We start from the raw sequence: 22403 nt of genomic DNA on the forward strand, positions 1-22403 counted from the left end.
TTCCTCCTACTGATTTCATTGCGCGGCGCGCTCGCACATTTGAAACCGGTTTCGAATATTGGATAAAACAAAACGTTATCCCATAAACAGCTATAACAGCCGGAGTCAGGTTAACGCCTCGCTTCATTTGATGTGTACGTCTTTTCTAAACGCAATATGCCAACATTTCGATTAAAGGGACCATTTTCCATAGTTCTGCATGCTTAATGTCCAGGTTTTCTCTGCGTATTTCACCGTCGCCATACTCTCAGAGAGCGTCCATGCTATACCAACATACTGATCCATATGATCGTCAAGGAATGATTTCCAATGTTGTCCTCCGTCTATCGTTATAAATAACAATGTATATTCTTTTTCAACGGGCCGAGTAATTAAGATTCCTTGATCCTTCGTAAGAAAGAGGGGAGGATAAGCATAGATTTGCGAGTTTACTAACTCACCCGGCACTGTGACTGTCTGTTCACTCCAGGTAACTCCACCATCCATTGTTTTATATAAACCAACCTTTCCCTCCCATGGAGCATTCGTTGTAATCCAGCCTTCTTTTTCATTAACAAAAGTAAGTCCCGATTTCACCCCGCTAGGAAGAGTACTTCCTGCTTGTAAGCTATCCCCCATCTCCTTCCAAGTCTCTCCCCCATCACTAGTTGCATAAAGCTCCATATCTTCGCGTGACATCCCTTGAAAATGATAGACTGCTTTCCAACCTATATTTTTGTTGAGGAACACAGTATCTTCTCTGCGGTTATCTGAAGAATCAGTATCAGAATTCAAATTTGTATTTGGATTAGGAGAAGGAGAAGTTTCCTGATTAGAAGTTGGATGAGGGATTGGAGTGGTATTGGAACAACCAGATGCTATCACTGCAGCAATTAGTAGTATTGAAACTAGATATTTCATCTTGTTACCACGCCTTCGTTTATTTTTCTAAAAAAGTATAGTGGTGCTGTGCATATAGCTTCGTCCGCAAACGTATTCAGTAAATGAAATTTTATCCTAAAATATCTGAAAAGTATTTACAGTTTCTTTATATAATCCAGCTACACCAAGTCCTATCGGACCGAGGAGACGTTATTGGTTCAATTTCAAGAGAATTCTTCTGTTAACGGACTGAGATGCAACTCTTTGGCTAATTCTCCTACTTTTATCGGCGATAAACAGACAATAAGGGCTATACGGTCCTTGAGTTCGGTAAATGGAGCTAAAAAGCAAAGATAAGCGCTATACAATCCGAAGATGATGTGAACGAAACCTTCAAGCAGCAGGTTATCAGCCTATAGTAGATATGAATGAATTCATTGAGCAAGGATCTACTCTTTGAATGTCAAAAGAAAAAGAAACGGCATTTCTGCCGTTTCTTTGGGTTATGGATGGTCAGGGCTCAGAGCCTGTTTTACTCCAATCCATGTTCTCTGCGGATGTTATACATACCCTGAACAAGCAGCTCAGATGGATCCCGGTTCAATTGCAAATGGGTCAGCAACAGATGAAGCGGGAATGCACATACGTTATTCCCATCGGTGATCGCTGGAAATCCAGCCTCGAAGACTGGTCCCAATTTCTCGTTCCATGCCAGCCCGACATGCACTTTTTCTGGAGCAAATTCTTGGGTAATTTCCTCAATACAAAGCGGAACTAACACATTGTCAATGATCCCTTTTGCTTCTTCTTCACTTGCTGGTGGTTTTGGAAGTGTTTTGCCTCCCTCAATTTTCATCAGCTCAACGAAGAATGAGGCCATCCATGCTGCCGGATCCTTACCCGACTGGAATCTTGCAATTAACTCGCGCAGAAAAAATCCGCAGGAATACACCTGATCTAATTCAGTTTTCACGTGAAAAACAAAAACAGGACCGTAGGCTTCCATGTTCAATACTTGTCCTTCAACATCTTTAAAGTGTACTCTCAATGCTACAAGGCCGTTATGGTGAACAGCCTTTAGCAGCTGTGCCATATCCTCTTCAGACATTTCTGTATTATCATTTACTTCCTCATTCTCATTTGTTATTTCATTTTCATTAGTCGTCTCATTGTTCATTTTATAATTCCCTCCCATACCTATCATACCATCTAGCGAATTGAACGAACACTTTATAATAGAACAATTTCTACCAGATTGCAGAGAAAACAAAAAAACGGCAGCTTTGCCGTTTCTCTGTTCGTCTCGCTGGAGCTCAATAGCTAGATCATATCCCTTACTTTCTTCACTATTTTACCAGTTAATTGATTAATATCCCCCTCATTTAACTTATAAGCTGAGGTATCTTTACGTGCAGGTTTGTGATCTGCCGATATCAGATCTGCGATATGCTGCTCGATGAATACAACAGGATCTGCTCCAGTTCTTTTTCTGAGCTCCCCTGGCACCTTCGGATTTGGACCGTCAGCTCCGCCACTGATTGAAAGGTAACCATACTTTTGCGGATTTTTCTTCAAATCCTTTAAATAGGCACGGAGCGGTGTGGCCACTTTCCCCATCCAAACCGGTCCAAAAAATAGGATAATATCATATTTTCCTATTTGCTCAGGCTTCGGTTGAACCAACGGTATCCTGTCAAAAATCATATCGAAGGTAATCCTACCGAGTGTTCGGGGTTTGGCTTCCGAGATTCGGATATGTTCAGCCGACAACGCATTCGCCACACTCCTTGCTAATGCTTCATTATTACCTGTGAATGAATACGAAATGACTGCAATGTTCATATAAATTCTCCTTAAAATGAATTATTTCGTCTCCGCCTGCTGTAGGGCATTTTCGAGTGCCTTAAGATGTATTTTAGAGGTAAGCGTTGCCCCGCTGATAACGTCCACCTGAAGAGACTGCGATTCAATCACATGACTAAACAAATCACCAATGCCTAGACCATCCTTCAGTTCAGCAGGGTTCCCTGTTTTGTCCAAGGCACCTTTGAGTATTTTTATATCTGTCAGCCGTTCAGCAGATATTATTGCCCTCACCTTGGTATCTCTGGAATGATCTTTGATGCCAATGTATTCCCCCACATAGGTACCCTCCCGCAGATTCTGTATATCTATGACGTTGATAGTAAGCTGCTGAACCTCATGCCTTCCCGGAGCAGTCAAGAGAATACCACCTATCCAACCTATGACTGTAATCACGCATAGAATGCTGAGAACAATAATCCATTTATTGAATTTTCGCTTTTTTCCTCTTCTCTTACTCACCTGCTTGCCTCCTTCTTTTGGATTTCAATTTCGAATGAATATTTAATTATTCATTCATTATACAAGAAAAAAAACTGCACCATAAGTGTATTAGGGGCAGTCTGTCAAACCCTTCATGATTAGTTCCAGCATATTGTCCAGAAGTTGTGGAAAGTGCTCCAGCCCGATTTCTTCCTTGTGGGTTTCCACATTAATCATTGCGGCGAAAATCATCATAATCATTTTACTATCCATATCGCTGCGCATTTTACCATCGGCTTGCCACTGCTTAATGATTTCATGGAAGCTATCATACAAGATGTCGTTTACCTGAATGTTGGTTTCTTCCCGGTACAACTGTTCGATTTTTGCGAAAACACTTTTGTTATACCATTCCTTAAGAATGGGGTTGGCTATCATACCTTCCAAATTAAGCGCCATCATCTGCCGTATTACTGCCAGTGGGCTTTGGCTCATATCGAGCGATTGCATACAGCTTTTTTTGAGCTTTTCATTTTCCTCTAAAAAAATATCCATAAAAAGCTTTTCCTTAGAGGGATAATAGTTGTAAAAACTTCCTACAGCTATTCCAGCCATTTTGGTAATGCCAGAAACATTAGTATCTTTAAAGCCTTTATTGCTAAATAGCTCTTTCGCGCATTCGTATATCTTTGTTTTTTTGTCTTCCACTTTTCGTCTCTCCGTGAATGAATAATTATTTTTTCATTCATATCATAGTGTTAACAGCTTGGTATGTCAATGCAAAAATAGATCACCAAAAGCATTAACATCTATAGCATCACCCAAATTAGGTTGGAGTGCCCTCTTATTACGCAAGAATTAGAAAAATTCTGTATATTCATTCTAATCTTTGCCAAAATGCTTAATTACAACATTATTAAAAATCGCGGTGCCACCTTCAGAAAATAAGGTAATGCCTTGATCATTTATTTCCGGGAAGATTTCATTAGAAAATACAATTTCACCATCATCTATAAAAACTTCAATACTTGTTCTATCCACAAGGATCTTCAGATGCACTTTTTTCTTGTTCACATCAAAGGGGGCCTTGCTTTCAAGATATCTGTCACTCTCATCAGGTTGTCCAGTGAAGGCTCTATTAACATAAGAATATTGTCCTTCAACAAACACTCCTACGTCCACATGGCGCGTCTTATCTGCGGATTCACGAAGTCTTAAGCCTACATTGGTACTCTCTGACCAAGATAGATCTGCATCGAGCTGGTAATTTTCGCCTGTGATATCAAGTGTTGACGAGCCGTTCACTTTTATTTGTTGCAAGGAATCCGTTGAAGTTACCATTTGATCTAATGCTTCGATGGGCTGTGATACTAACTGATACGACTGCTCTTCATCTCGTTTTAATTTTATTTGACGTACGATTGAATCCATTCCGTTAAAACCTTCGTTAAGATTGGGGGTAACATGAGGGTAATCCCAATTATTCATCCAGGCCAAAGCATATCGATGATTGTATTGATCCTTGTCCTTTCCCTCTTCAAAAGTCACAGCACCATACCAATCAAATCCATAATCTAGCCACTGTGGTTCATGATAATCCGTGATAAATTCATTCCCATTAAAATCTCCAGTCCAGTAGGCATACGTGTTGGGTTTACCTATCGACTTACCATTTGCACTGACCCCAAGAACCCATCTATAAGTGCCATCATTCGCCCGCATCATATAGAAGTCAGGACACTCCACAATTCCGATATTTTCTGTTTCGAAGCCGCTTGTGTAGTGCCAATCCTTTAAATTGTCAGACTCGTAAAAGCCCACTTTCGTACCTTCGGCTAGTGTCATCACCCATTTATGAGAATGTTGATCCCATATTACCTTCGGGTCTCTGAAATCTTCTGTGCCCGGATTTGGCAAAATAGGATCATCACTATAAGATTTAAACGTCAGCCCACGATCCGTACTGAACCATAAATATTGTTCTTGCTTCCCCGCCTCTGCAGAGGGCTGTGTTAAAATCGCCACAATTGCCCCTTCGCCAAAACCTGCTGTATTGCTATCGTCAACAACAACAGATCCTGACCAGGGATCACCATTGGGTGTTGTATATTTTGGAATCGCAACGCCTTCATCTGTCCAGCTCACCAAATCCGTTGATGTGGCATGTCTCCATTCTGTACCATTTCCATCCGGGTAATCAGCATTATAGAGATAATAGTAATGATATTTACCATCAAAATAAATGGGCTTCTGCGGATCGTTTTTCCAATGCTCAGGTACAGTGAAATGATAGCTAGCCCGAGTGGTAGGTTTATGATCAGGAACGTCGGTCCCCGGCTTATTCTTCTCTCCAGCGCCATAAGTTACTAATACTATTGTCACAATACAAATTAAACAAAGGATTAATATAGTGATTCCTATCATTTTTTTCTTATTCAAAATATACCTCGCTTTTTTCACATTGCTAATCTTAGCTTATAAAAAGAAAAGTAAACGCCAACTACATTGGCATTTACTTTGTAAATAATTAATACGGTTTGTTACCTTTAAGTGTCAATTGCCCTTGTTCCAAAATGCTGTTCGGTACAACTGAAGTCTTGGAGCCTTTAATATTCAGCACAAAGCTTGGGGCAAAAGTGGAATGATGATCCCCAAAGTAACCTCTATTCGTCATGTAACTTGTGATGACTACATTATTCCCTTTCACTTGCGGAATCGCAAAGTGAGCATAAGTCCAGGTAATATCATAAGGATTAAGATCTTGATGGAGGACAAGTCCTGTACCATTTAATGGTTTATACGGTCCGTTTAAAGAATTAGATACGTACCCGAGCATGTAGATGTCTTCATCATCAATGCCATCAATGAACATTTTAGAACCTCTTGAGCTTGTGAACAGATACCACTTGCCATTCAATTTAAATATGTTCGCACGTTCAATTTCATCTGTCACGGTATTGGAGGCAAGTAGCGGCTTCATTTCTTTTTTGAATGTATAATCATTATTTAATTCAATGATACCGAGCGCACCATTCGCGGTTTCCGCAGATGTTTTGTCAGCACTGCTTAGTAATTTCTTTTTCTCCGCTTGGAAGAAGGCATTGCTATTACCATAATAAGCTTTGTTAAAGAGAGATTCTTCACCCTGGTAACCCGTAGTTGTCCCTGTATTTGCTTCAAACACAAGATACTTGTGGCCTTTATCCTCCACATAGTGAGGATCTCTTAAGGTATGATTATCGTCGTAATCGCCTTTGCTGAAACCGGTGATATCAAGACTTTGATAAATTTCACCTTGATTACCGTCATAGATGGATTTCATATCTTCTACGCCATCAATCTTAAGGGTATCCCCATCCGGGGCAGAGACATTAATTTGAGCTGTAGTTAAAGTTTGTTTCCCGTAAAATCCGCGATCTGGATCCCAAGGATGACGATTGGTGTAGAACAAGCGAACTTTGCCATCAGATGTCATGGTTGCTGAACCGGACCATTCTTCGGCTTGATTGTTTAAAACATAATCATCAGGTACAAGTTTGTCACTATCCTTAAACACCCGGCCGGCATTCTTCCAGCTGCTGATAGAGTTGTCTCCTTCTTTCTTATAGAACAAATAAATAAATGTGTCTGATCCATTATTAGGGTCGCCCGCCAGACCAAAAACAATTTGATACCCCTTATAACTTGCTACAGTTCCATCTGCATTTTGCAGCGGCCAAGTATCCCAAACATCCATTTCAATTTTGTTTCCATTCTCATCGAACTTAACGGCTGCAGGAATGTTCTTAATCGTTGAAGCATCAAATTTTGGGACTTGGAATTGATTACTATTTTGTTGTTTGGGTAATTTCAACATGTCAGCGCGAGTGATATGAGAGAAACCGTAGTCATTGTACTCCGGCTTGTTCGGCTTGTTATTTCCTTTCGCAAAGGTTTGAGTAGCTCCACCTAACATTAAAGCAGCTGTAAAGGTTAGGATTGTTGTTTGTTTAATCATTTTCTTGAAATTCATCATCTAACTCCTCTTATACTTTAAATTTGGGTTTCGATCTTCCTTTGTGCTGTTCCCCTTTTAAATTCTAATGAAGAGTAGACGTTATGAGTATGTCGTGAATTGATGAATTTACAGGGTTATATTGATTTGGTTTTATTACTTCACATGGGTATCCCACGATTTTTGAAGCTCTTGAAGCAATTGATCCCGATTGATTTGCTCTCCTACATAAGCTTGCATAAGATAGCCAAACTCCTCTCTTGCTCTGGGAGGGAATTTGAACCAATTCCAAGATAATGTTTTCTGCTCATCGACGTATCGCATAAGTTCTTTTACAAGCGCTCCCGAACGGTCCGTCTCTATATTTTTAAAAGCTGAAATAAAATGAAAGCGATCCTTCATGAACTTTTTCCCTGTTTCCGAGGAAACCATCCAGTTCAAAAACTTTTTGGCTTCCTTCTTCTTTTCTGGCGAAGATTCTTTATTAACAGCCCAATTATTAGATATCCCTACTGGCAACGCATTGTTTTCGGCACCATCATTAATAGGCATGGGTAAAAAACCGATATTCATATTCGGCGATATTTGATCAATTTTAGACTGAACCCAATTCCCTTGTTTAAGAATCGCCGTTCTCCCTGTTGCAAATAACTCAACTTCCGAATTATAATCTGTTGTCAAAAAATTTTCGTTACCATATTGTACGGTCAAATCCAGCATCCGAATGACATCTTTAACTTCCTTATTCTCTCGAAAAGATTGTGTTCCGTTGTTTAACCCTTGAATAAAAGCATCCGGCTCCTCCTGTTGGGCAATAGCAATATTCAACAGGAGTACAAAAAACCAATGATCTGAATACCCAACAGAAAAAGGAGTCACACCTATAGCCTTCAGCTTTTTCGCCGCCTCTTTTAATTCCGTAAACGTTGTTGGGAGAGGATCAACCCCAGCCTTTGCGAATAAATCCTTATTATAAATAAAACCGTAGCCTTCAAAATTGATCGGCATCCCGTATATTTTCCCGTCCATCTTCATCGGTTCTAGCGCCTCGTCATAAGCCTGTTCCACCCAGGGTTGATCCGATAAATCTTCAAGATATCTACTCCATGCCCTCGCTTCTTCATAACCGCCATTTGGAAAAATATCCGGACCAACATTGGCCGCAAACCTCGCCTTTAGCTCATCAAGGTAGTTAGCTCCTCCGCCAAAGGTTAGAATTTCCACGTTAATATTCGGGTTTTCCTTTTCATATTCCTTAACCATCTGCTCGAATTCTATAGAAATTTCCACTTTAGGATTCAGTACCTCCAAAGTGACTGTCTTATCCGCTACCTTCAAATCCGCTTCCTTCAGTGGACGTGTATGCGCACCACATGAAGAAAGCGTTAGCGTAATCAACCCCACGATAATCATTTGAACCCTTTTTATTTTCATAATTCCCCCAGATGCATTCAACAATGAACTTATGTATTGGCTATCCTGACTTCCGCGTCTATTTCTCTTGCTCCCTGTGAATTACGATATTCAGCAGGCGTCATACCGACGTTTTTTTTGAACAGCTTAGAGAAATAAATCTCATCTTGATACCCTAGCTTTAAGGCAATCGAGTACATCTTTTCATCCGATTCCAGTAACCACTGTTTCGCTTGATTTATTCGTAAATGAATGACGTAGTTAGTAAGAGTCATCCCTACTTCTTGCTTAAATCTCCGCGAGATATGTTCTCGGCTCAGAAAAAAACGGGTGGATAATTTGTCCAAACTTAACTCTTCCATATAATGCTCATCAACAAATGCGACAATATCATTCATACGCCTAACATCATCTAAATCCGCCAAACGATGGATTGCTCTAAAATTTTGTTCAGCCATAGACCTTTGTGCAGATTGAAAAGATAAGGATATCTCTGCGAGCGATTGAATGGAAGGGCCACTAACCAAACGAACAGGTATATCAAAATGCTGGGTAATCCATTCCTCTATCGGGAAAAACTGTCCATGAAGGGACAGAATCACACAGACATTAGGATCATTTTGAAGCGTAAATGCATTTCCCCACTCCCGTGTAGCCAGTTCTTCGGTCAAAAGCTGAATGTATGGCTCCGAATAGTGAGATTGGTAAAAATACATCATGGTGAAGTCGTATACGTCTGCCTGTGGGAGAGCTGAGGCAATTTCGCCTGCATCAAAAGCTTCACCGTTACAAGCAGCAGTAATCTCCCTGTTTAAGCGAAATATTTTTACCTCTTCATAAAATCCGGACTCCATATTGCGACGTTCTCCCTCTTCTTGTTCCCAGGCTCTCAACGCCCCTTCTAAAGTTTCATTCAGCATTTTCTCTTCAATTGGCTTCATCAAATAATCAAAGCATCCCAGCTTAAACGCTTTACGCATGAAACAATAATCGTCAAACCCAGAAATCATAATCACTTTTCCCGGATAGTCTTTAGCAGCCAACCACTCGATTAACTCCATCCCGCTATTTTTGGGCATTTTGACATCTGTCATTATGATCTCTGGAGATTTCTGCTCAATCAACGCCTTAGCCTCGAGACCATTTCTTGCTTCCAGCACTTCGGTAATCCCGTATTGTTCCCACCGTCCCAAAAAACGGATGATTTTTCTAACATTAGACTCATCATCTACAATAAGAGCTTTCATAAACGTCACTTCTCCTTTAGGTAGAGTGGAATTACTAGCCGTACAGTGAACCCTTGTCCCTGCATCGAATCTAGTTTGATTCCCGCTGTCTGATCGAAATGAAGAACCAAGCGATCATGAATGTTTTTTAACCCGATATGCGCAAAAGAAGGATTGCCTTCGTTAACCGGTGTGTAGAGATTATTTTTTAATGCCTCAAGTTCATCATCCGTCACGCTGTTTCCGTTATTTTCTACGACTAGATTCAAATATTCACCTTGTATTTCACCATAAATATGGATGTAAGCTTGTTCATAGCCCTCGTCATAACAGTGCTTAAAAAAGTTCTCAACGAGCGGCTGCAGGATCATACTGGGAACCGGAATATCAAAAATATCTTTAGGTATATCAATGGAATAGCTAAAATCAGTCTGAAAACGTTCCGCTTGAAGATTCAAATAAGCCTGTACATAATCCACTTCGCTTTGAAGCGTCGCCTTCTGATCCACACGAATCGAGTACCGCATCATTTTGGATAAAGAGGTAATCAGTTGATATACTTTTGGAGATTCAGAGAGTAGGGCAACAGCTGCAATGGATTGTAAAGAATTAAATAAAAAGTGCGGATTGATCTGCGACTTTAGCGCCCTATGCTGATTTTTCCTGTTCTCTATCTCAAGCTTATACTCCCGGTCAATGTGACGGTTGATCCGATTCATCATCTCCTTGATATGTCTTTCTAGAATACCGATTTCGTCCTCCCGCATATCGTCGAATGGGGCATTCATATTCCTCCCCTCGATGCGCTGGACTTTTTGACTAAGCAATTTTATCGGCCGTGTAAATCCATATGAAATGATTGTTATCATTATCAAGCCCAGTCCACCTACAACCACACCTACAATGATGTTTGTATAGGCGGTTTTCCTTACATCTTCAAATAAAAAAGAGCTCGGGGTTACCTTAGCAAAATGCCACTCTTTTATCGGTTCCTGCAATGTTCTAGTAAACACAATATCTCCTTCTGGAGATTTAGTATCTGCCTGTGCCGGACTTATTTTCCTTTGCAGTTCATCAGGAACGGTTTTGCCTATCCATGTTTCATCACTGGCGTAAATGACATGATCCTCCGCATCGGAAAGCCACACGCTCTCTTTATTTTTCTGTAGAAAATGATTAGCGATATGAGCAATCTTGTCCAAATCAATATCTATAGTGATGACGCCCAGAAATTCTTGCGTTAGGACATCCACAATTTTGTGATGAACCGTCAAGACCATCGTTTTATCCGAAGGAGGCATAATGGAGGTATCGTTATAGTTCTCAATCAGATGTGGAGCTTCAATAAGATAATTGCTATTAGAGCTCATCAGCTTCTGAATGGAAGCTTGCTGTAATAAATCCGGATTCCTTTTACGGGAACTTAACATGGCATTATAAACTGTAAATGAGCTTTTCCCTTCGTTTATGAATAAACGGATCTGACGAATTTCACTCCTCATGAGATAGAAGTTAGTCATACCCTTATTAATTTCAAGCTGCTTAAAATAAAAATCTTCTTCTAACCCTTCTTCAAACACCCTGAATAAGTCTGGATTTCGGTATAAAATATATGGAAGATTAATGATTTCATCAAAATAATGCTCTAGATCGGCTGACGCCTGCTGAATTTGCTCTTGGCTGTTCTCAAGTTCATGTCGTTCCACATTCTCTTTCGTCTGCCGATAGATCAACAACACGGATAAAAAATACGGTAGAATTATAAACACAAGCAGCAAGAATAATAAGCGCTTATGAATGCTTTTCAAATAAATACTCCTCTGTAAAAATTTCGGTTTTCAGCAAAAAATCTAATATCAGGTTTTATATTTTCACAAATATCCAACACAAAATCAAAATACTTGTTGCTGAGCAACAAGTATTTTTGCCGGATCCATATATGACAAACGCCAATCGTTTATTACCCAAATTATATCCATATGAAACAACCGTTAAGAAATTTCCGCAAATTAATCAGCTATTTGAAGATTGAAATAATTCCCTGCACAATGGGCTTCCAAAGATGTGGATATTCTTGCTGAATTAACTTTCTTACCTCCTCCCCCTTGATGTCGTTGAAATTATTATCTTGAGTAATAAAGGTATAAGCACCTTTTACGGTATCCCCTATAGCTATATGCCCGCTTGCATATCCACCCATTGCAATATGGGAAGCGATAGAGAGACCACCCAAGGAGAACATACCTACAGCTAAACCTCCAACAGCAAATATCCCCAATGCTATTCCACCAACGGCCATTGTACCCGCCGCAATGCCCCCAACGGCTAACAAAAGCCCTAGAGCCAGACCTGCAAAACTGATGAGTCCTAAAGCAAGCGCACCTAAACATAATCCGCCCAAAGCAACAATACCAATAGATACAGCACCAATCGCAACATTACCTATGGCAATAACCCCTTTGGCAACGTATAGCCCCCGTCCGATATGGATATGAACCAGAGGAATTCCAAAGCATGTTCTCTTACTTTTGTACTCATAATGAAACAAGGAATTCAGATCTACATATACGGGGCTTGCGACATGCTCTGCTTTGGTATCGCTTGAAGCATCCTTCACCAGATGATCCAAACTTACGTGAAATAATTCACTTAAACTAATCATCTTATCCATTTCGGGATAGGATTGACCTGATTCCCACTTAGACACGGCTTGCCGCGAAACACCAATCACCTCCGCCAAGTTCTCCTGGGACATTCCTCTCTGTTTCCTATAGCTTTGCAATTTATTTGCAAAGTCCATTCGCCATCACCTCATGCTCATCATATTATAACGTTCTGTAATTGACTACCTATCTACCCTTACATACTGTCAACCACTGGTTGCACAGCTGATTTTGCGGGCTTTTATCCTCATTAAACGTTCTTGATTCCCCATTCTCCCTATTTCCGGGCAAGATGATAGCGTATAATATACGATATAGAATATTCATCAGAGGAGACTATAAAACCATGAAATTGAGTATGAATTGGATTACGCTTCGGGTCCGCGATCTGGAGGCTTCCCTTCATTTTTATAACCGGATACTGGGGCTACCCATTGAGCGTAGATTTGAAAGCAGTGGAAAACAGATCGTCATGTTAGGTCTGGAGGGGCAACCCAAGATCGAGCTTATTCAGGGAAGTGACCCGGCTTTGAAACCGGAATGTGGCGTTTCTGTGGGTTTCGAAGTGGAGTCACTTGATGAAGCGATGGAGAGTTTAAAAAGCCAAGGTATCCCAGTAGCGCGCGGACCAATCGCCCCCAATCCCCACCTGCGGTTCTTTTATATCCTGGACCCGGACGGGTTTGAGGTGCAGTTAGCGGAGCATAACTAACGTTTATCAAGCGCGTTATTACCTCAAAAAGAAATAGACCGCCCTAACCAAAGGTAGCGGTCTATTCTGCCGTGTAAAACCTAACCCCCACTCTTAAAGCAAGGCTTTATTCAACAGCTTTAGTTGATCTTTTTTCAGTGAAAAAGTAAACCAAAACCAATAGCGGCAGGATCACTCCGATGAGTGAGGCGAAGGTCCATCCCCCATAGGCATAAGCCCAACCACCCAAAGATGATCCAACGGCTCCACCCACGAAGAAAATCGCCATAAAGATCCCATTAAGACGCCCCCTCGCTTCACTACCCAATGAATAAATCACACGCTGTCCGAGTACAAGATTTCCGGATACGGCCATATCCAATGTAATCGCGGAAATAAAGAGCAGAATGAGAGCAAAAGCTGAGTGGCTATGGAAAAGATGAATTAGTAAAAAAGACAAGGTGGCAATGATCATGGCCAGCCCGGTTAACCATTTGCTCCAACCTTTATCTGCCAGTCTTCCAGCAATCGGCGCGGCTACAGCCCCACCAACACCTACTAAAGCAAACCCTGCGATACCTTGCTGCGACATTCCAAAATCATCCGCCAACCGCAACGGAACCACCGTCCAAAAGAGACTAAAAGCTCCAAATAAACAAGCTTGATATAAGGCACGTCGGCGCAATATAGGCGTTTGTTTTAAAAGGGTGCCTAAAGAGACAATTAATTTACCATAGCTTACCGAAGGTGCAGGTTTACGTTCAGGAAGAAATCGCGACAGCAGAATGGCTAACAACGTGATGACGACCGCTGAAAAAATAAAAACGGCTTGCCATCCCCAGATGCTGGTGATAAAGCTTGCCACGGGCCGGGCAAACATAATACCTAGTAAGAGTCCACTCATAACATTACCAACCACACGCCCACGCTGCTCTTCAGACGCTAAATAGGTGGCATAAGGCACCAGGATTTGGGCTACCACAGAACCGGTTCCTATAAACAAAGATGCTGTCAGGAATAAAGGCGCATTAGCTGCGAAGGCTGCAACCAGCAATGCACCCACTGCAACCATTAACGTGATTATCGTGAGACGCCGATTCTCAACAATGTCACTCAACGGCACGATAAATAACAAACCTACAACATAACCGATTTGAGTTAAAGTGACTATCAAGCCTGCGGCTGTAGAAGAAAGTCCTGTCGAGACACTGATAGGTCCAACAAGGGTTTGAGCATAATAAAGATTGGCCACGATAAGCCCACATGCGGCTGCTAACATAAACATCATCCAACTTGAAATGTGGTTCTCTTTCACCGCTTGTTCTTTTTGCATGTGAATCCTCCTCAGATGGTCTTAATAATTTAAATACTATACGTTCAGTTCACTAATTCATGTTTAAATAATATACTGAACGTATCGTTTTGTAAATAGGTGATAGTCATTTATTTTTTTAGGTTTTTTTAGTATACTGAACGTATAGTTTATATTTTGATTGGAAACAGATTAATGAAAGGGTGATTTCAGATGGAGAGTAAACGAGGGCGTCCGCGTAATGTTGAGACGGAGAAGTCTATTCTTACCGCATCCTATGATTTGTTATTGGAAAATGGTTTTGGAGCAGTTACGGTGGAAAAAATAGCGGATCGTGCCAAGGTCAGCAAAGCTACGATATATAAATGGTGGCCTAACAAGGCTGCCGTGGTGATGGATGCATTCCTATCCTCCGCTGCGGACAGACTGCCCGTACCTGACACAGGTTCAGTATTTGATGATATTCTCATGCATGCAACGAACTTATCCCGGTTCTTGATTAGTCGAGAGGGTAAAATCATTACGGAGATCATTGGCGAAGGACAGATGGATTCAGGTTTGGCGGAAGCTTATCGGACCCGATATTTCCAGCCTCGTCGGCTTGAGGCACGGCTGCTTATGGAACGGGGTGTTCAGCGCGGGGAATTGAAGGATAATCTCGATATTGAAGTAGTTACCGATCTTATTTACGGGCCGATATTCTACCGCTTGCTGGTGACCGGCCAACCCATAGACGATGCTTATGTGCAGCAGTTGGTGAGGTACGCTTTTCAAGGAATACGTAACTAACGGGAACGGTAATGGAAAAATAGACCGCCCTCTCTCACCAGAGATGCGGTCTATTTCTGCTCGTAGTACTATAAAAGGTCGGCCTGGCGGAAGGTTGAGATACAACGGACCGAGGTGCTCTTATTTTCTGATTATGGGGCGTTTTCCCAAGCTATCGGACTCCTACGCACTTATTTAGTCTTTTCAAAACAAAATACTGCTACTGGAGAGGAAATAAGTGCGCTACGGTCCGATCACTCGACTAATTGCACCGAATAAAGAAAATAAGAGCCATACAGTCCGCAGGATCATAAGTGGGTGATTCGAACGGACAGGAGCTCAGTTTCACTAATTAAATCAATTTCCAACGAAACCTTTCTGCTGCAAAATGTCTCCCGTATCGTTCCATAATTTATTTTCCATTACCTTATCTCCTCCCGGTTGTACGGGTACAATGGGATTGCCTGTCCCAACGTTAAAATATCCCCCGGTGCTCTCTTGATACTTAGGATCGGTCATTAAACGAATAATGATCTCAGCTCCTTTACGAGGATCGCCAATACGAAAGAAATTCAATAAGTGCTTCAGCATCGAAGAAAACCAAAGTTCACGCCCGAGACCTGTAACGTTAAAACCCGGATTCAATGCATGAACGCTAATTCCCGTTTCCGCCCATCGACGTGCAAGCTCACTGGTAAACATAATATTTAACAGTTTGGTTTTCCCATAAATCTCAGATGATCCTCTGGAAGTAAAAGAAGCTGTATTGAGCAAATCTTCTGGCAACTTTAGCACTCCATGCCGGCGTGAAGCTTCCGAAGCAACATTTATGATTTTTGCACTTCCTGCTGCTCTCAAAGAATGCTCTAAGGTATGTGTCAATAACCATGGTGCAAAATAGTTCACAGCCATCATTTCTGAGAATCCATCGGCAGTTATCCGCTGTTCAAACCCATGAAGCCCTGCATTATTTATTAACACATCTATCTTCGGAAAAACACTAGATATTTCTTGTCCTAACCTAGTGACATCCCTCATTGAGGATAAGTCTCCGTAGAAAAAACTAATTTCGGCTGCTGGTACGCTCTCCTTTATCATTTTTTCAGTTACTTCCGAACGGGTTTTACTCCTTGCAGTCAGAACAAGATGGGCACCCTGCTTTGCCATTTCAAGTGCAACGAGTTGTCCCAAACCGCTTGTAGCTCCAGTAATTACAATAATCGGCTTTGTCATCATCTACATTCTCCTTTATATAAGGAATTCATCAGGGGCAATTTCATTTTGACAGCGTATTGTCCAAATCATATAATTGATATATATCAACTATATGACGATGATTGATATATGTCAACTACATAGATGTTTGATGACTTTAAAATACAAGGTTAGGTGGTTAAAACAATGAATACTGAACGTAAAGACACGTCGAGAGGACAATTAGAACTGAAGTTAGGTGGACAAATTAGTGCCCTCATTAGTGCTTCGCATGCCCTAAATGTCAGAACTGCTGCCGCTTTCGATTCAACTATACAGCCTGCTGCTTTCCATATAATCCGTTGGCTGTACTCTTATGGACCAACAAGCGCCTCTGTGTTGGCAGAATCAACGGCTATGGATCGTAGTTCAGTCAGCCGTCTCATCAAGCAACTCGAGAATTTGGGTTATATCAAAAGGGAAGACTCCCCTAACGATCGTCGAGCGATCCTTCTTACTCTCACTGATCTTGGACGACAAAAAACCTTTGATGCGCTGCAGGATAAGGAATTCATATTTTATGAGCGCATAGCCCAATGGGATAATCAACAGCTTGAAACCTTTATCCAAATGCTTCAGGAGTTTAATGGATTTAATGATAATTAATAAATGGGAATCGAGTAGGAGGGGGCGGCTAGCCCCCGACCTCTCACACCACCGTACGTACCGTTCGATATACGGCGGTTCATGAAATATTCCGTAAGGAGTTGTATCTGTCCAATACACTCTTTAATCCATTGGCTTCCCAATATTGGTTATTCAATGCATGTTGTAGAATTGGACTCCCTGCAATTCGCCAATACCCTTTTCGGGTATTTCCCCACTCATAGGCTTTATCCTTAGGTACCCCTAAGGATATAAGTCTTTTGACTTTGGTTCTAGGGGTCTTCCACTGCTTCCAGAGGCACATTCGTAGCCTTCTTCGTATCCATTTATCCATATCTCGAAAGGTACTTGGGGTATCCGCCAGCGAGAAATAACCGCACCATCCCATGAGGTAGTGGTTTAGTTCCTTGATTCGCTCTTCCATCTTCATCGATCTCTTTCGAGAGGATATCTCCTGTATTCGAACCTTGACTCTCTGTAAGGACTGCTTCGCAATTCTCACCTTTGGTTCTTTGTCCACACTAAAACTAAATCCTAGAAACTTTCGTTTCCAGGGACGGTCTACCGCGCTCTTTACTTGGTTCACCTTCAGCTTTAGCCTCGTCTCGATGAATCGGGTGACCGTTGTCTTGACTCTCTCTCCTGCTCTTAGCGTTTTCACGTAAATATTGCAATCATCCGCATAACGAACGAAGCGGTGCCCACGTTTCTCGAGTTCTTTGTCGAGCTCATCTAGGACAATGTTAGATAATAACGGACTCAGTGGACCGCCTTGCGGGGCACCTTCCGTTGTCGGGGTTACTAACCCGTTCTCCATCACACCTGACTGAAGATATTTGCGGATAAGCAGGAGAACTTTCTTGTCCTCCACTTTCTCCGAAATCTTCATCATCAGTCGGTCATGGTTGACGCGATCAAAGAATTTCTCCAAGTCTAGGTCGACTACGAATCGATAGCCTTCTTTCATAAAGGTTCGAGCTTTCCTCACCGCATCATGCCCTCGTCTTTTCGGACGGAATCCATAGCTATGGTCGGAAAACTCTGGATCAAACAATGGAGTTAACACCTGCGCGATTGCTTGTTGAATCATTCGATCTGTCACGGTAGGTATTCCTAGTAACCTAACACCTCCGCCACCGGGTTTCGGGATTTCGACTCGGCGCACGGGGCTCGGTTCATAGGTTCCTTCTTCTATGGCATGCCGCAAGGTCTGCCAGTTTTGTACGATGTGTTCTCGTAAGGATTTTACGGACATCCCATCTACGCCATGACTTCCTTTATTCGCTTCAACACGCTTTAAGGCTTGCAGAAGATTTTCCCGTGATAGCAGTTGCTCCAACATTTTTTTTTTAACCTCTCTTTACGTGATTTATACCTTCCATTTGTGCCAAAGATGAACTCCGCCCTGCTGAAGACCCCCACGGGATTCACCGTTTCCTTCTTCAGTCAGGTCCTTTCGGATTTTTTTTTTTCTGCATTCATCGCTCATCTTGAACGCCTGGATGTATAAATCCTATTCCATGTTCAGCCCTTCCGCAGCTGTTGCAACAGCTTGCGTACTATGGCGTCTGCTGACTTCTGTGCACTCAGCCTACTCTCACAAGTAGGGTTACGAAGTATACTCGCCTATCACACAGATCTCCCCAGGTAAGAACGCTATCTTCCTCTCCATCTATCTGCTTCATTTACTCTCGTACGCCTTTGGCAGTATGGACTTTGGTTTGTTGTGCAACCTCATCCAGCCTACGTTAGCCTTGTATGAAGTTCGTATTCCTCAGACCGGAGATTTGCCGCTGGCTTCCTTCAGATTCCACCTCGCGGTGGACACCCTTGCCTTAAGCTAATGGCTACTACTGCCTTCGCCATTCGGGACTTCAACCCTATAGATAGCGCCCATGCTGGGCGCACACAAAAAAAGAAACAGCATCTTGCTGTTTCTTTAGATATGGATTGTCTGTAATTGGAGTCAGCAATTATCACTGATGTTCATGTTCGGCATGTTCATTATTGCATTGCTCAACTACCTCAAAAAGAAATAGACCGCCCTCTCGCAAAGGAATGCGGTCTATTTCCTGACTAAACTTCCGAAGCCGCTTTTATCTACCCAAACTATACCACGATCAAAACCAAATCAAAAGTCACTCACTCCCCAAACAGCAAAGAAACGGCATTTCTGCCGTTTCTTTAGGATGGACTCTCAGGGGCTCGAACCCTGGACAAATAGATTAAGAGTCTACTGCTCTACCAACTGAGCTAAGAGTCCATATGATGTTTGGTGGAGCCAAGGGGGATCGAACCCCTGACCTCATCGCTGCCAGCGATGCGCTCTCCCAGCTGAGCTATGGCCCCGCGAATTACTCCGTCAAGTCGACGGTCAGTCAACGTACAACCCGCTCGTACCAACGGTTTCTAGCGTCCTGCAAATCCGCTCGTTTTCTTTCCGCTCAATTAATATACCACACGGGAGCGCATCGCTGCAAGTCTTTTTTCCGGATATCTGCTCGAATATTGCGGAATCGCATTTTCCGTTATATAATACGAACATACATTCGCAATCAAAACGGAGGTCCTACGCTATGAAAACAATGCCCGCGCCACCTTCTCCGGATGACCTCGCACTAATCGCACCGGCCGTCACTCTTCCGTTAGTTATCGCCGCACTTAAACGTGATCGCCTCGTATTTATGGAGCCCGGTCTCCTAAAGACGCCGTCACCGTATACCGACGTTATCGATACCGCCATTGCTCGTGCCACTGTGGATCTCGACGCAGCTAAGCGCGATATCTACCGGCGCGGTTTACGCGTTGTTTCCACCGAGCGTGTTGGCGCGAATGTTATAGCGCACTATCTCTGTCGCGGTCACAGCGGAGAAGTCACGGTCGATATAAACGGCGGCATGGACGTTATGCGCGCGTATCTTACACTTTTCGATAACTCCGTTCCCGCGCCTTAATCTCCGCCAACACTTCCGCGATCGGGCGACCGTACTTACGCGAGTGTGCCGCCGTGAGCGCCGCATTATCTACGGACACATAGCGCTTGCCGACGGGAACTAACGCATCCGCTACGAAAGGCGCTTCGTACTCTCCTTCACGCAGCCAACACGCGATAAACTGATACTGGCGCGTAGCTTCGAAAGCTTGCTGCGGATCGTCGAACGTTTTCGAGAGATACGGCATCAAGCGCTTATACGTATCAACGTGAGTATTCCGGAATAGATGCCAGTTAACAGACGCGGCGAGCAACGTATCAACGAAGCCAGGATACGAATGGAATGCGCTGAAATCATGGAACGCGATGATCGGCGCGAGTTTATACTTCGGACCTTCGCGTAGCATCCGTTTAGTAAAGTGAACGAGTCCGCGCGACATAAATTGATGCGGTTCATTAAGTACGAGTAGAGTTCCCGCGCCTTTCCCCGCCTGCGCAAGTTTAATAAGTAGCGTCAGCATTACGATCCAATATCCAAGCATCTCCTTAACGCGCTCAGGCATCGGTACACCCTCCGGCATTACACAGCGGATAATCACGACTTTCCCCTCCGCGACCCAGCGGTATAAATCCATCGCGGGATTATACGTTTGGCAAAACATCGGCTTCAAAAACTCGCTACTCGTTATTTGCGTTATCCTCCGCAAGACCGGTCCGTATATCTGCCCCTGCTTACCTTCGCTCATTTTATCGTAATCGCGCCACGTATCCATATCGAACGTATCGTCCAACTCCGCTATCTTCTGCTTACGGAAGGCGGCGGACGTAAACATCGCTTTCATATCCGTTAGATCCCCGTTACACACTTTCGCGGCATCACGCGTAAATTCCGACGTTTGAAACTTATCTTCGTCACCGTCCGATAGTAAGAAATCCGTTAAATATTCCGCTATCGCATCGGCGGCAATCCGCTTATCACTAACGTTATGAAGCACGGTCTGCAGTCCGAGATATGGCGCGTAAGCTGTATCCGCTAAGTTAATATCAATAACGTCTTCCGGCGCTAAGTGGTCGCGTATTGCGTCCGCCATGCCGCGTTGATTGCCGGCGCTATCCCGATTATGTTCGTCTATGAAGTCCGGTATAACTGCGCCGATTCCGTGCTGGCGCTTCGCCTCCACTACGAGGTTGACTACGTGTTGGTCCTTGCCCATACGCGGTGATCCGTTAACAGCGCGTGGCATATACAATTTATCCGGACTGTTAGTCGGAATATGAACGCGCTGCTCTACGCCGCGATCCGTAGCCGTTCCCGCAAGTATTCCGCGATCATCCAGGAACGCACGCGGCAGCTCGATCTCTACGCGCCGATTTGACGTTAATACCTCGCTAAATTCCGCCTGTAAATCAGCGGTCGGTAGCTGCGTTAGTTTGCCGAGCTCATCAACGCTCATTATATTCGGAGCGATTTCGCGTACTTTCCATTCACTTAAATCTGCGCGAGCCCTTACGTTAACCTTTACGCATTCCAGCCGATTGTCGCCCGCTAACCCTCCGTATGCGCTCGCTACTGACCGCGCCAACATCTCGCGCTTAATTGGATCGGCGGACGTTACTGCGCACCGAATCGACGTTTTAAATACGGGCAGATTACGCTTATTCTTCGTTTGCGTAGATAGATCGCCATTAACGAGTAGCTCCGCGCGATCCGGATTAGGTAACGCCTTACGTTCGGATTTAGCCGCTGGGCCCGCGCCATGATATAGCGATTTCTCTACGCCAGCCATTACGTCCTCTATTAGCGTTTTGACTTCGTAAAAGACATGCGCTGCGCCCACCGCTATTGTACGCATTAGCCGCATTGGATCAAATCCGGGTCGATACGCGAGCCCTCCGCCTTCCCACGTTTCCCACGCATAGTCCGCGAGTTTCTTCCATTTAGCGCGCAATACCGTTTCAGTCCGGATAAATACGCTAACCGCTTCACCTTCGCTTAATTCATTCGTTACACCGAGTAATTCGCGTATTGGCGTCGTCTGCTCGTTATAGCGGAAGTCTAGTGAGAACATATCGTGGCGGCGGTATTTGAGCGCGTACATATCCGTATCGTCATCGTTCAGAAACGTAAAGTCGTCCGCAAGTTCTAACGTTGCTTTCCTCCACTGTTCATGATTGCGGAATTTAACGTGGAAGGCCTCGGCAAACTCGACGGGCATCGCGCAATAAAACGCAATAGAGTTGGCAGCCATTTGCGTTATCCACCAGAAGTCCGGAGCCGGCTTCGTAATGATGCGATAACCTTCGCGACGTGGTTTGGTACGCGCGGAGAATAGTTCGTATAGGGAACGTTGGAAATTACGGGATGCGGAGTTTAGCGCGGATACATGCGGGATGATT

The 22403-nt window shown here is 43.3% G+C and carries 19 protein-coding genes and 2 tRNA genes; 4 read left to right on the forward strand and 17 right to left on the reverse strand.

Annotated features, from left to right (window positions below; genetic code table 11):
- Positions 1–171: 171 nt before the first annotated feature.
- The 11 genes from MKY63_RS00470 to MKY63_RS00520 all read right to left on the reverse strand — a co-directional run bounded on the left by MKY63_RS00470 (position 172) and on the right by MKY63_RS00520 (position 12535).
- The gene (locus MKY63_RS00470; protein WP_076140884.1) at positions 172–900 is read right to left on the reverse strand and encodes a hypothetical protein; all 729 of its coding nucleotides are present in this window, start codon (positions 898–900) and stop codon (positions 172–174) included.
- Positions 901–1393: 493 nt separating this feature from the next.
- The gene (locus tag MKY63_RS00475; RefSeq protein ID WP_036679224.1) at positions 1394–2038 is read right to left on the reverse strand and encodes a hypothetical protein; all 645 of its coding nucleotides are present in this window, start codon (positions 2036–2038) and stop codon (positions 1394–1396) included.
- A gap of 143 nt (positions 2039–2181) precedes the next feature.
- Entirely contained in the window at positions 2182–2703 is a 522-nt protein-coding gene (locus tag MKY63_RS00480; protein WP_051491057.1) for a hypothetical protein, read from the reverse strand.
- A 21-nt stretch (positions 2704–2724) separates the two neighbouring features.
- A complete protein-coding gene (locus MKY63_RS00485; protein WP_036679218.1) occupies positions 2725–3186 on the reverse strand; it encodes an FMN-binding protein in 462 nt (153 codons plus the stop codon).
- Positions 3187–3276: 90 nt separating this feature from the next.
- A complete protein-coding gene (locus MKY63_RS00490) occupies positions 3277–3855 on the reverse strand; it encodes a TetR/AcrR family transcriptional regulator (protein ID WP_036679214.1) in 579 nt (192 codons plus the stop codon).
- Between the two features lie 174 nt (positions 3856–4029).
- Positions 4030–5571 (reverse strand): glycoside hydrolase family 32 protein, encoded by a 1542-nt coding sequence (locus MKY63_RS00495; protein WP_036679416.1) that lies wholly within the window; start codon positions 5569–5571, stop codon positions 4030–4032.
- A 103-nt stretch (positions 5572–5674) separates the two neighbouring features.
- Positions 5675–7159, reverse strand: a complete 1485-nt coding sequence (locus MKY63_RS00500) for a glycoside hydrolase family 68 protein (protein ID WP_036679414.1) — start codon at positions 7157–7159, stop codon at positions 5675–5677.
- A 138-nt stretch (positions 7160–7297) separates the two neighbouring features.
- A complete protein-coding gene (locus tag MKY63_RS00505; protein ID WP_051491056.1) occupies positions 7298–8575 on the reverse strand; it encodes an ABC transporter substrate-binding protein in 1278 nt (425 codons plus the stop codon).
- Positions 8576–8604: 29 nt separating this feature from the next.
- Positions 8605–9801 carry a helix-turn-helix domain-containing protein gene (locus MKY63_RS00510; protein WP_036679211.1) on the reverse strand — a complete coding sequence of 399 codons (1197 nt, stop codon included), beginning with the start codon at positions 9799–9801 and terminating at the stop codon, positions 8605–8607.
- A gap of 5 nt (positions 9802–9806) precedes the next feature.
- Positions 9807–11588 (reverse strand): sensor histidine kinase, encoded by a 1782-nt coding sequence (locus tag MKY63_RS00515; protein WP_036679209.1) that lies wholly within the window; start codon positions 11586–11588, stop codon positions 9807–9809.
- A gap of 209 nt (positions 11589–11797) precedes the next feature.
- The gene (locus MKY63_RS00520; RefSeq protein ID WP_212592199.1) at positions 11798–12535 is read right to left on the reverse strand and encodes a helix-turn-helix transcriptional regulator; all 738 of its coding nucleotides are present in this window, start codon (positions 12533–12535) and stop codon (positions 11798–11800) included.
- Between the two features lie 254 nt (positions 12536–12789).
- Here MKY63_RS00520 and MKY63_RS00525 point away from each other — a divergent pair, with 254 nt between their 5' ends.
- On the forward strand, positions 12790–13155 hold the full coding sequence (locus tag MKY63_RS00525) for a VOC family protein (protein WP_051491055.1): 366 nt from the start codon (positions 12790–12792) through the stop codon (positions 13153–13155).
- Between the two features lie 106 nt (positions 13156–13261).
- On the opposite strand, the gene MKY63_RS00530 is transcribed toward MKY63_RS00525, so the two are convergent.
- A complete protein-coding gene (locus tag MKY63_RS00530) occupies positions 13262–14467 on the reverse strand; it encodes an MFS transporter (protein WP_036679204.1) in 1206 nt (401 codons plus the stop codon).
- 192 nt (positions 14468–14659) lie between these two features.
- Here MKY63_RS00530 and MKY63_RS00535 point away from each other — a divergent pair, with 192 nt between their 5' ends.
- Entirely contained in the window at positions 14660–15235 is a 576-nt protein-coding gene (locus MKY63_RS00535) for a TetR/AcrR family transcriptional regulator (protein WP_036679201.1), read from the forward strand.
- Positions 15236–15571: 336 nt separating this feature from the next.
- On the opposite strand, the gene MKY63_RS00540 is transcribed toward MKY63_RS00535, so the two are convergent.
- Entirely contained in the window at positions 15572–16450 is an 879-nt protein-coding gene (locus MKY63_RS00540) for an SDR family NAD(P)-dependent oxidoreductase (protein ID WP_036679199.1), read from the reverse strand.
- A gap of 165 nt (positions 16451–16615) precedes the next feature.
- Between MKY63_RS00540 and MKY63_RS00545 the strand changes: the two genes are divergently transcribed.
- Positions 16616–17074 (forward strand): MarR family transcriptional regulator, encoded by a 459-nt coding sequence (locus MKY63_RS00545; protein WP_036679196.1) that lies wholly within the window; start codon positions 16616–16618, stop codon positions 17072–17074.
- Between the two features lie 79 nt (positions 17075–17153).
- Here the strand turns inward: MKY63_RS00545 and ltrA are convergent, their stop codons facing one another.
- The 3 genes from ltrA to MKY63_RS00560 all read right to left on the reverse strand — a co-directional run bounded on the left by ltrA (position 17154) and on the right by MKY63_RS00560 (position 19423).
- A complete protein-coding gene (gene ltrA, locus MKY63_RS00550; RefSeq protein ID WP_036681916.1) occupies positions 17154–18416 on the reverse strand; it encodes a group II intron reverse transcriptase/maturase in 1263 nt (420 codons plus the stop codon).
- Positions 18417–19264: 848 nt separating this feature from the next.
- Positions 19265–19337, reverse strand: a tRNA-Lys gene (locus MKY63_RS00555).
- Between the two features lie 10 nt (positions 19338–19347).
- Positions 19348–19423, reverse strand: a tRNA-Ala gene (locus MKY63_RS00560).
- A 227-nt stretch (positions 19424–19650) separates the two neighbouring features.
- Here MKY63_RS00560 and MKY63_RS00565 point away from each other — a divergent pair.
- Entirely contained in the window at positions 19651–20028 is a 378-nt protein-coding gene (locus MKY63_RS00565) for a hypothetical protein (protein ID WP_339811070.1), read from the forward strand.
- On the opposite strand, the gene MKY63_RS00570 is transcribed toward MKY63_RS00565, so the two are convergent.
- Positions 19994–22075, reverse strand: a complete 2082-nt coding sequence (locus MKY63_RS00570) for a hypothetical protein (protein ID WP_339811071.1) — start codon at positions 22073–22075, stop codon at positions 19994–19996. The two genes, MKY63_RS00565 and MKY63_RS00570, sit on opposite strands and share 35 nt — an antisense overlap.
- Between the last annotated feature and the right edge of the window lie 328 nt (positions 22076–22403).

The organism is Paenibacillus sp. FSL R7-0189 (assembly GCF_037969925.1).
Taxonomy (GTDB): Bacteria; Bacillota; Bacilli; order Paenibacillales; family Paenibacillaceae; genus Paenibacillus_AQ; species Paenibacillus_AQ odorifer.

Excerpts from the sequence above, each read along its gene's own strand:
- MKY63_RS00470 (WP_076140884.1), bottom strand. The coding sequence starts at position 900 with ATGAAATATCTAGTTTCAATACTACTAATTGCTGCAGTGATAGCATCT.
- MKY63_RS00475 (WP_036679224.1), bottom strand. The coding sequence starts at position 2,038 with ATGAACAATGAGACGACTAATGAAAATGAAATAACAAATGAGAATGAG.
- MKY63_RS00480 (WP_051491057.1), bottom strand. The coding sequence starts at position 2,703 with ATGAACATTGCAGTCATTTCGTATTCATTCACAGGTAATAATGAAGCA.
- MKY63_RS00495 (WP_036679416.1), bottom strand. The coding sequence starts at position 5,571 with ATGATAGGAATCACTATATTAATCCTTTGTTTAATTTGTATTGTGACA.
- MKY63_RS00500 (WP_036679414.1), bottom strand. The coding sequence starts at position 7,159 with ATGAATTTCAAGAAAATGATTAAACAAACAACAATCCTAACCTTTACA.
- MKY63_RS00505 (WP_051491056.1), bottom strand. The coding sequence starts at position 8,575 with ATGAAAATAAAAAGGGTTCAAATGATTATCGTGGGGTTGATTACGCTA.
- MKY63_RS00510 (WP_036679211.1), bottom strand. The coding sequence starts at position 9,801 with ATGAAAGCTCTTATTGTAGATGATGAGTCTAATGTTAGAAAAATCATC.
- MKY63_RS00520 (WP_212592199.1), bottom strand. The coding sequence starts at position 12,535 with ATGTCCCAGGAGAACTTGGCGGAGGTGATTGGTGTTTCGCGGCAAGCC.
- MKY63_RS00525 (WP_051491055.1), top strand. The coding sequence starts at position 12,790 with ATGAAATTGAGTATGAATTGGATTACGCTTCGGGTCCGCGATCTGGAG.
- MKY63_RS00530 (WP_036679204.1), bottom strand. The coding sequence starts at position 14,467 with ATGCAAAAAGAACAAGCGGTGAAAGAGAACCACATTTCAAGTTGGATG.
- MKY63_RS00535 (WP_036679201.1), top strand. The coding sequence starts at position 14,660 with ATGGAGAGTAAACGAGGGCGTCCGCGTAATGTTGAGACGGAGAAGTCT.
- MKY63_RS00540 (WP_036679199.1), bottom strand. The coding sequence starts at position 16,450 with ATGATGACAAAGCCGATTATTGTAATTACTGGAGCTACAAGCGGTTTG.
- MKY63_RS00545 (WP_036679196.1), top strand. The coding sequence starts at position 16,616 with ATGAATACTGAACGTAAAGACACGTCGAGAGGACAATTAGAACTGAAG.
- ltrA (WP_036681916.1), bottom strand. The coding sequence starts at position 18,416 with ATGTTGGAGCAACTGCTATCACGGGAAAATCTTCTGCAAGCCTTAAAG.
- MKY63_RS00565 (WP_339811070.1), top strand. The coding sequence starts at position 19,651 with ATGAAAACAATGCCCGCGCCACCTTCTCCGGATGACCTCGCACTAATC.
- MKY63_RS00570 (WP_339811071.1), bottom strand. The coding sequence starts at position 22,075 with ATGTTCTCACTAGACTTCCGCTATAACGAGCAGACGACGCCAATACGC.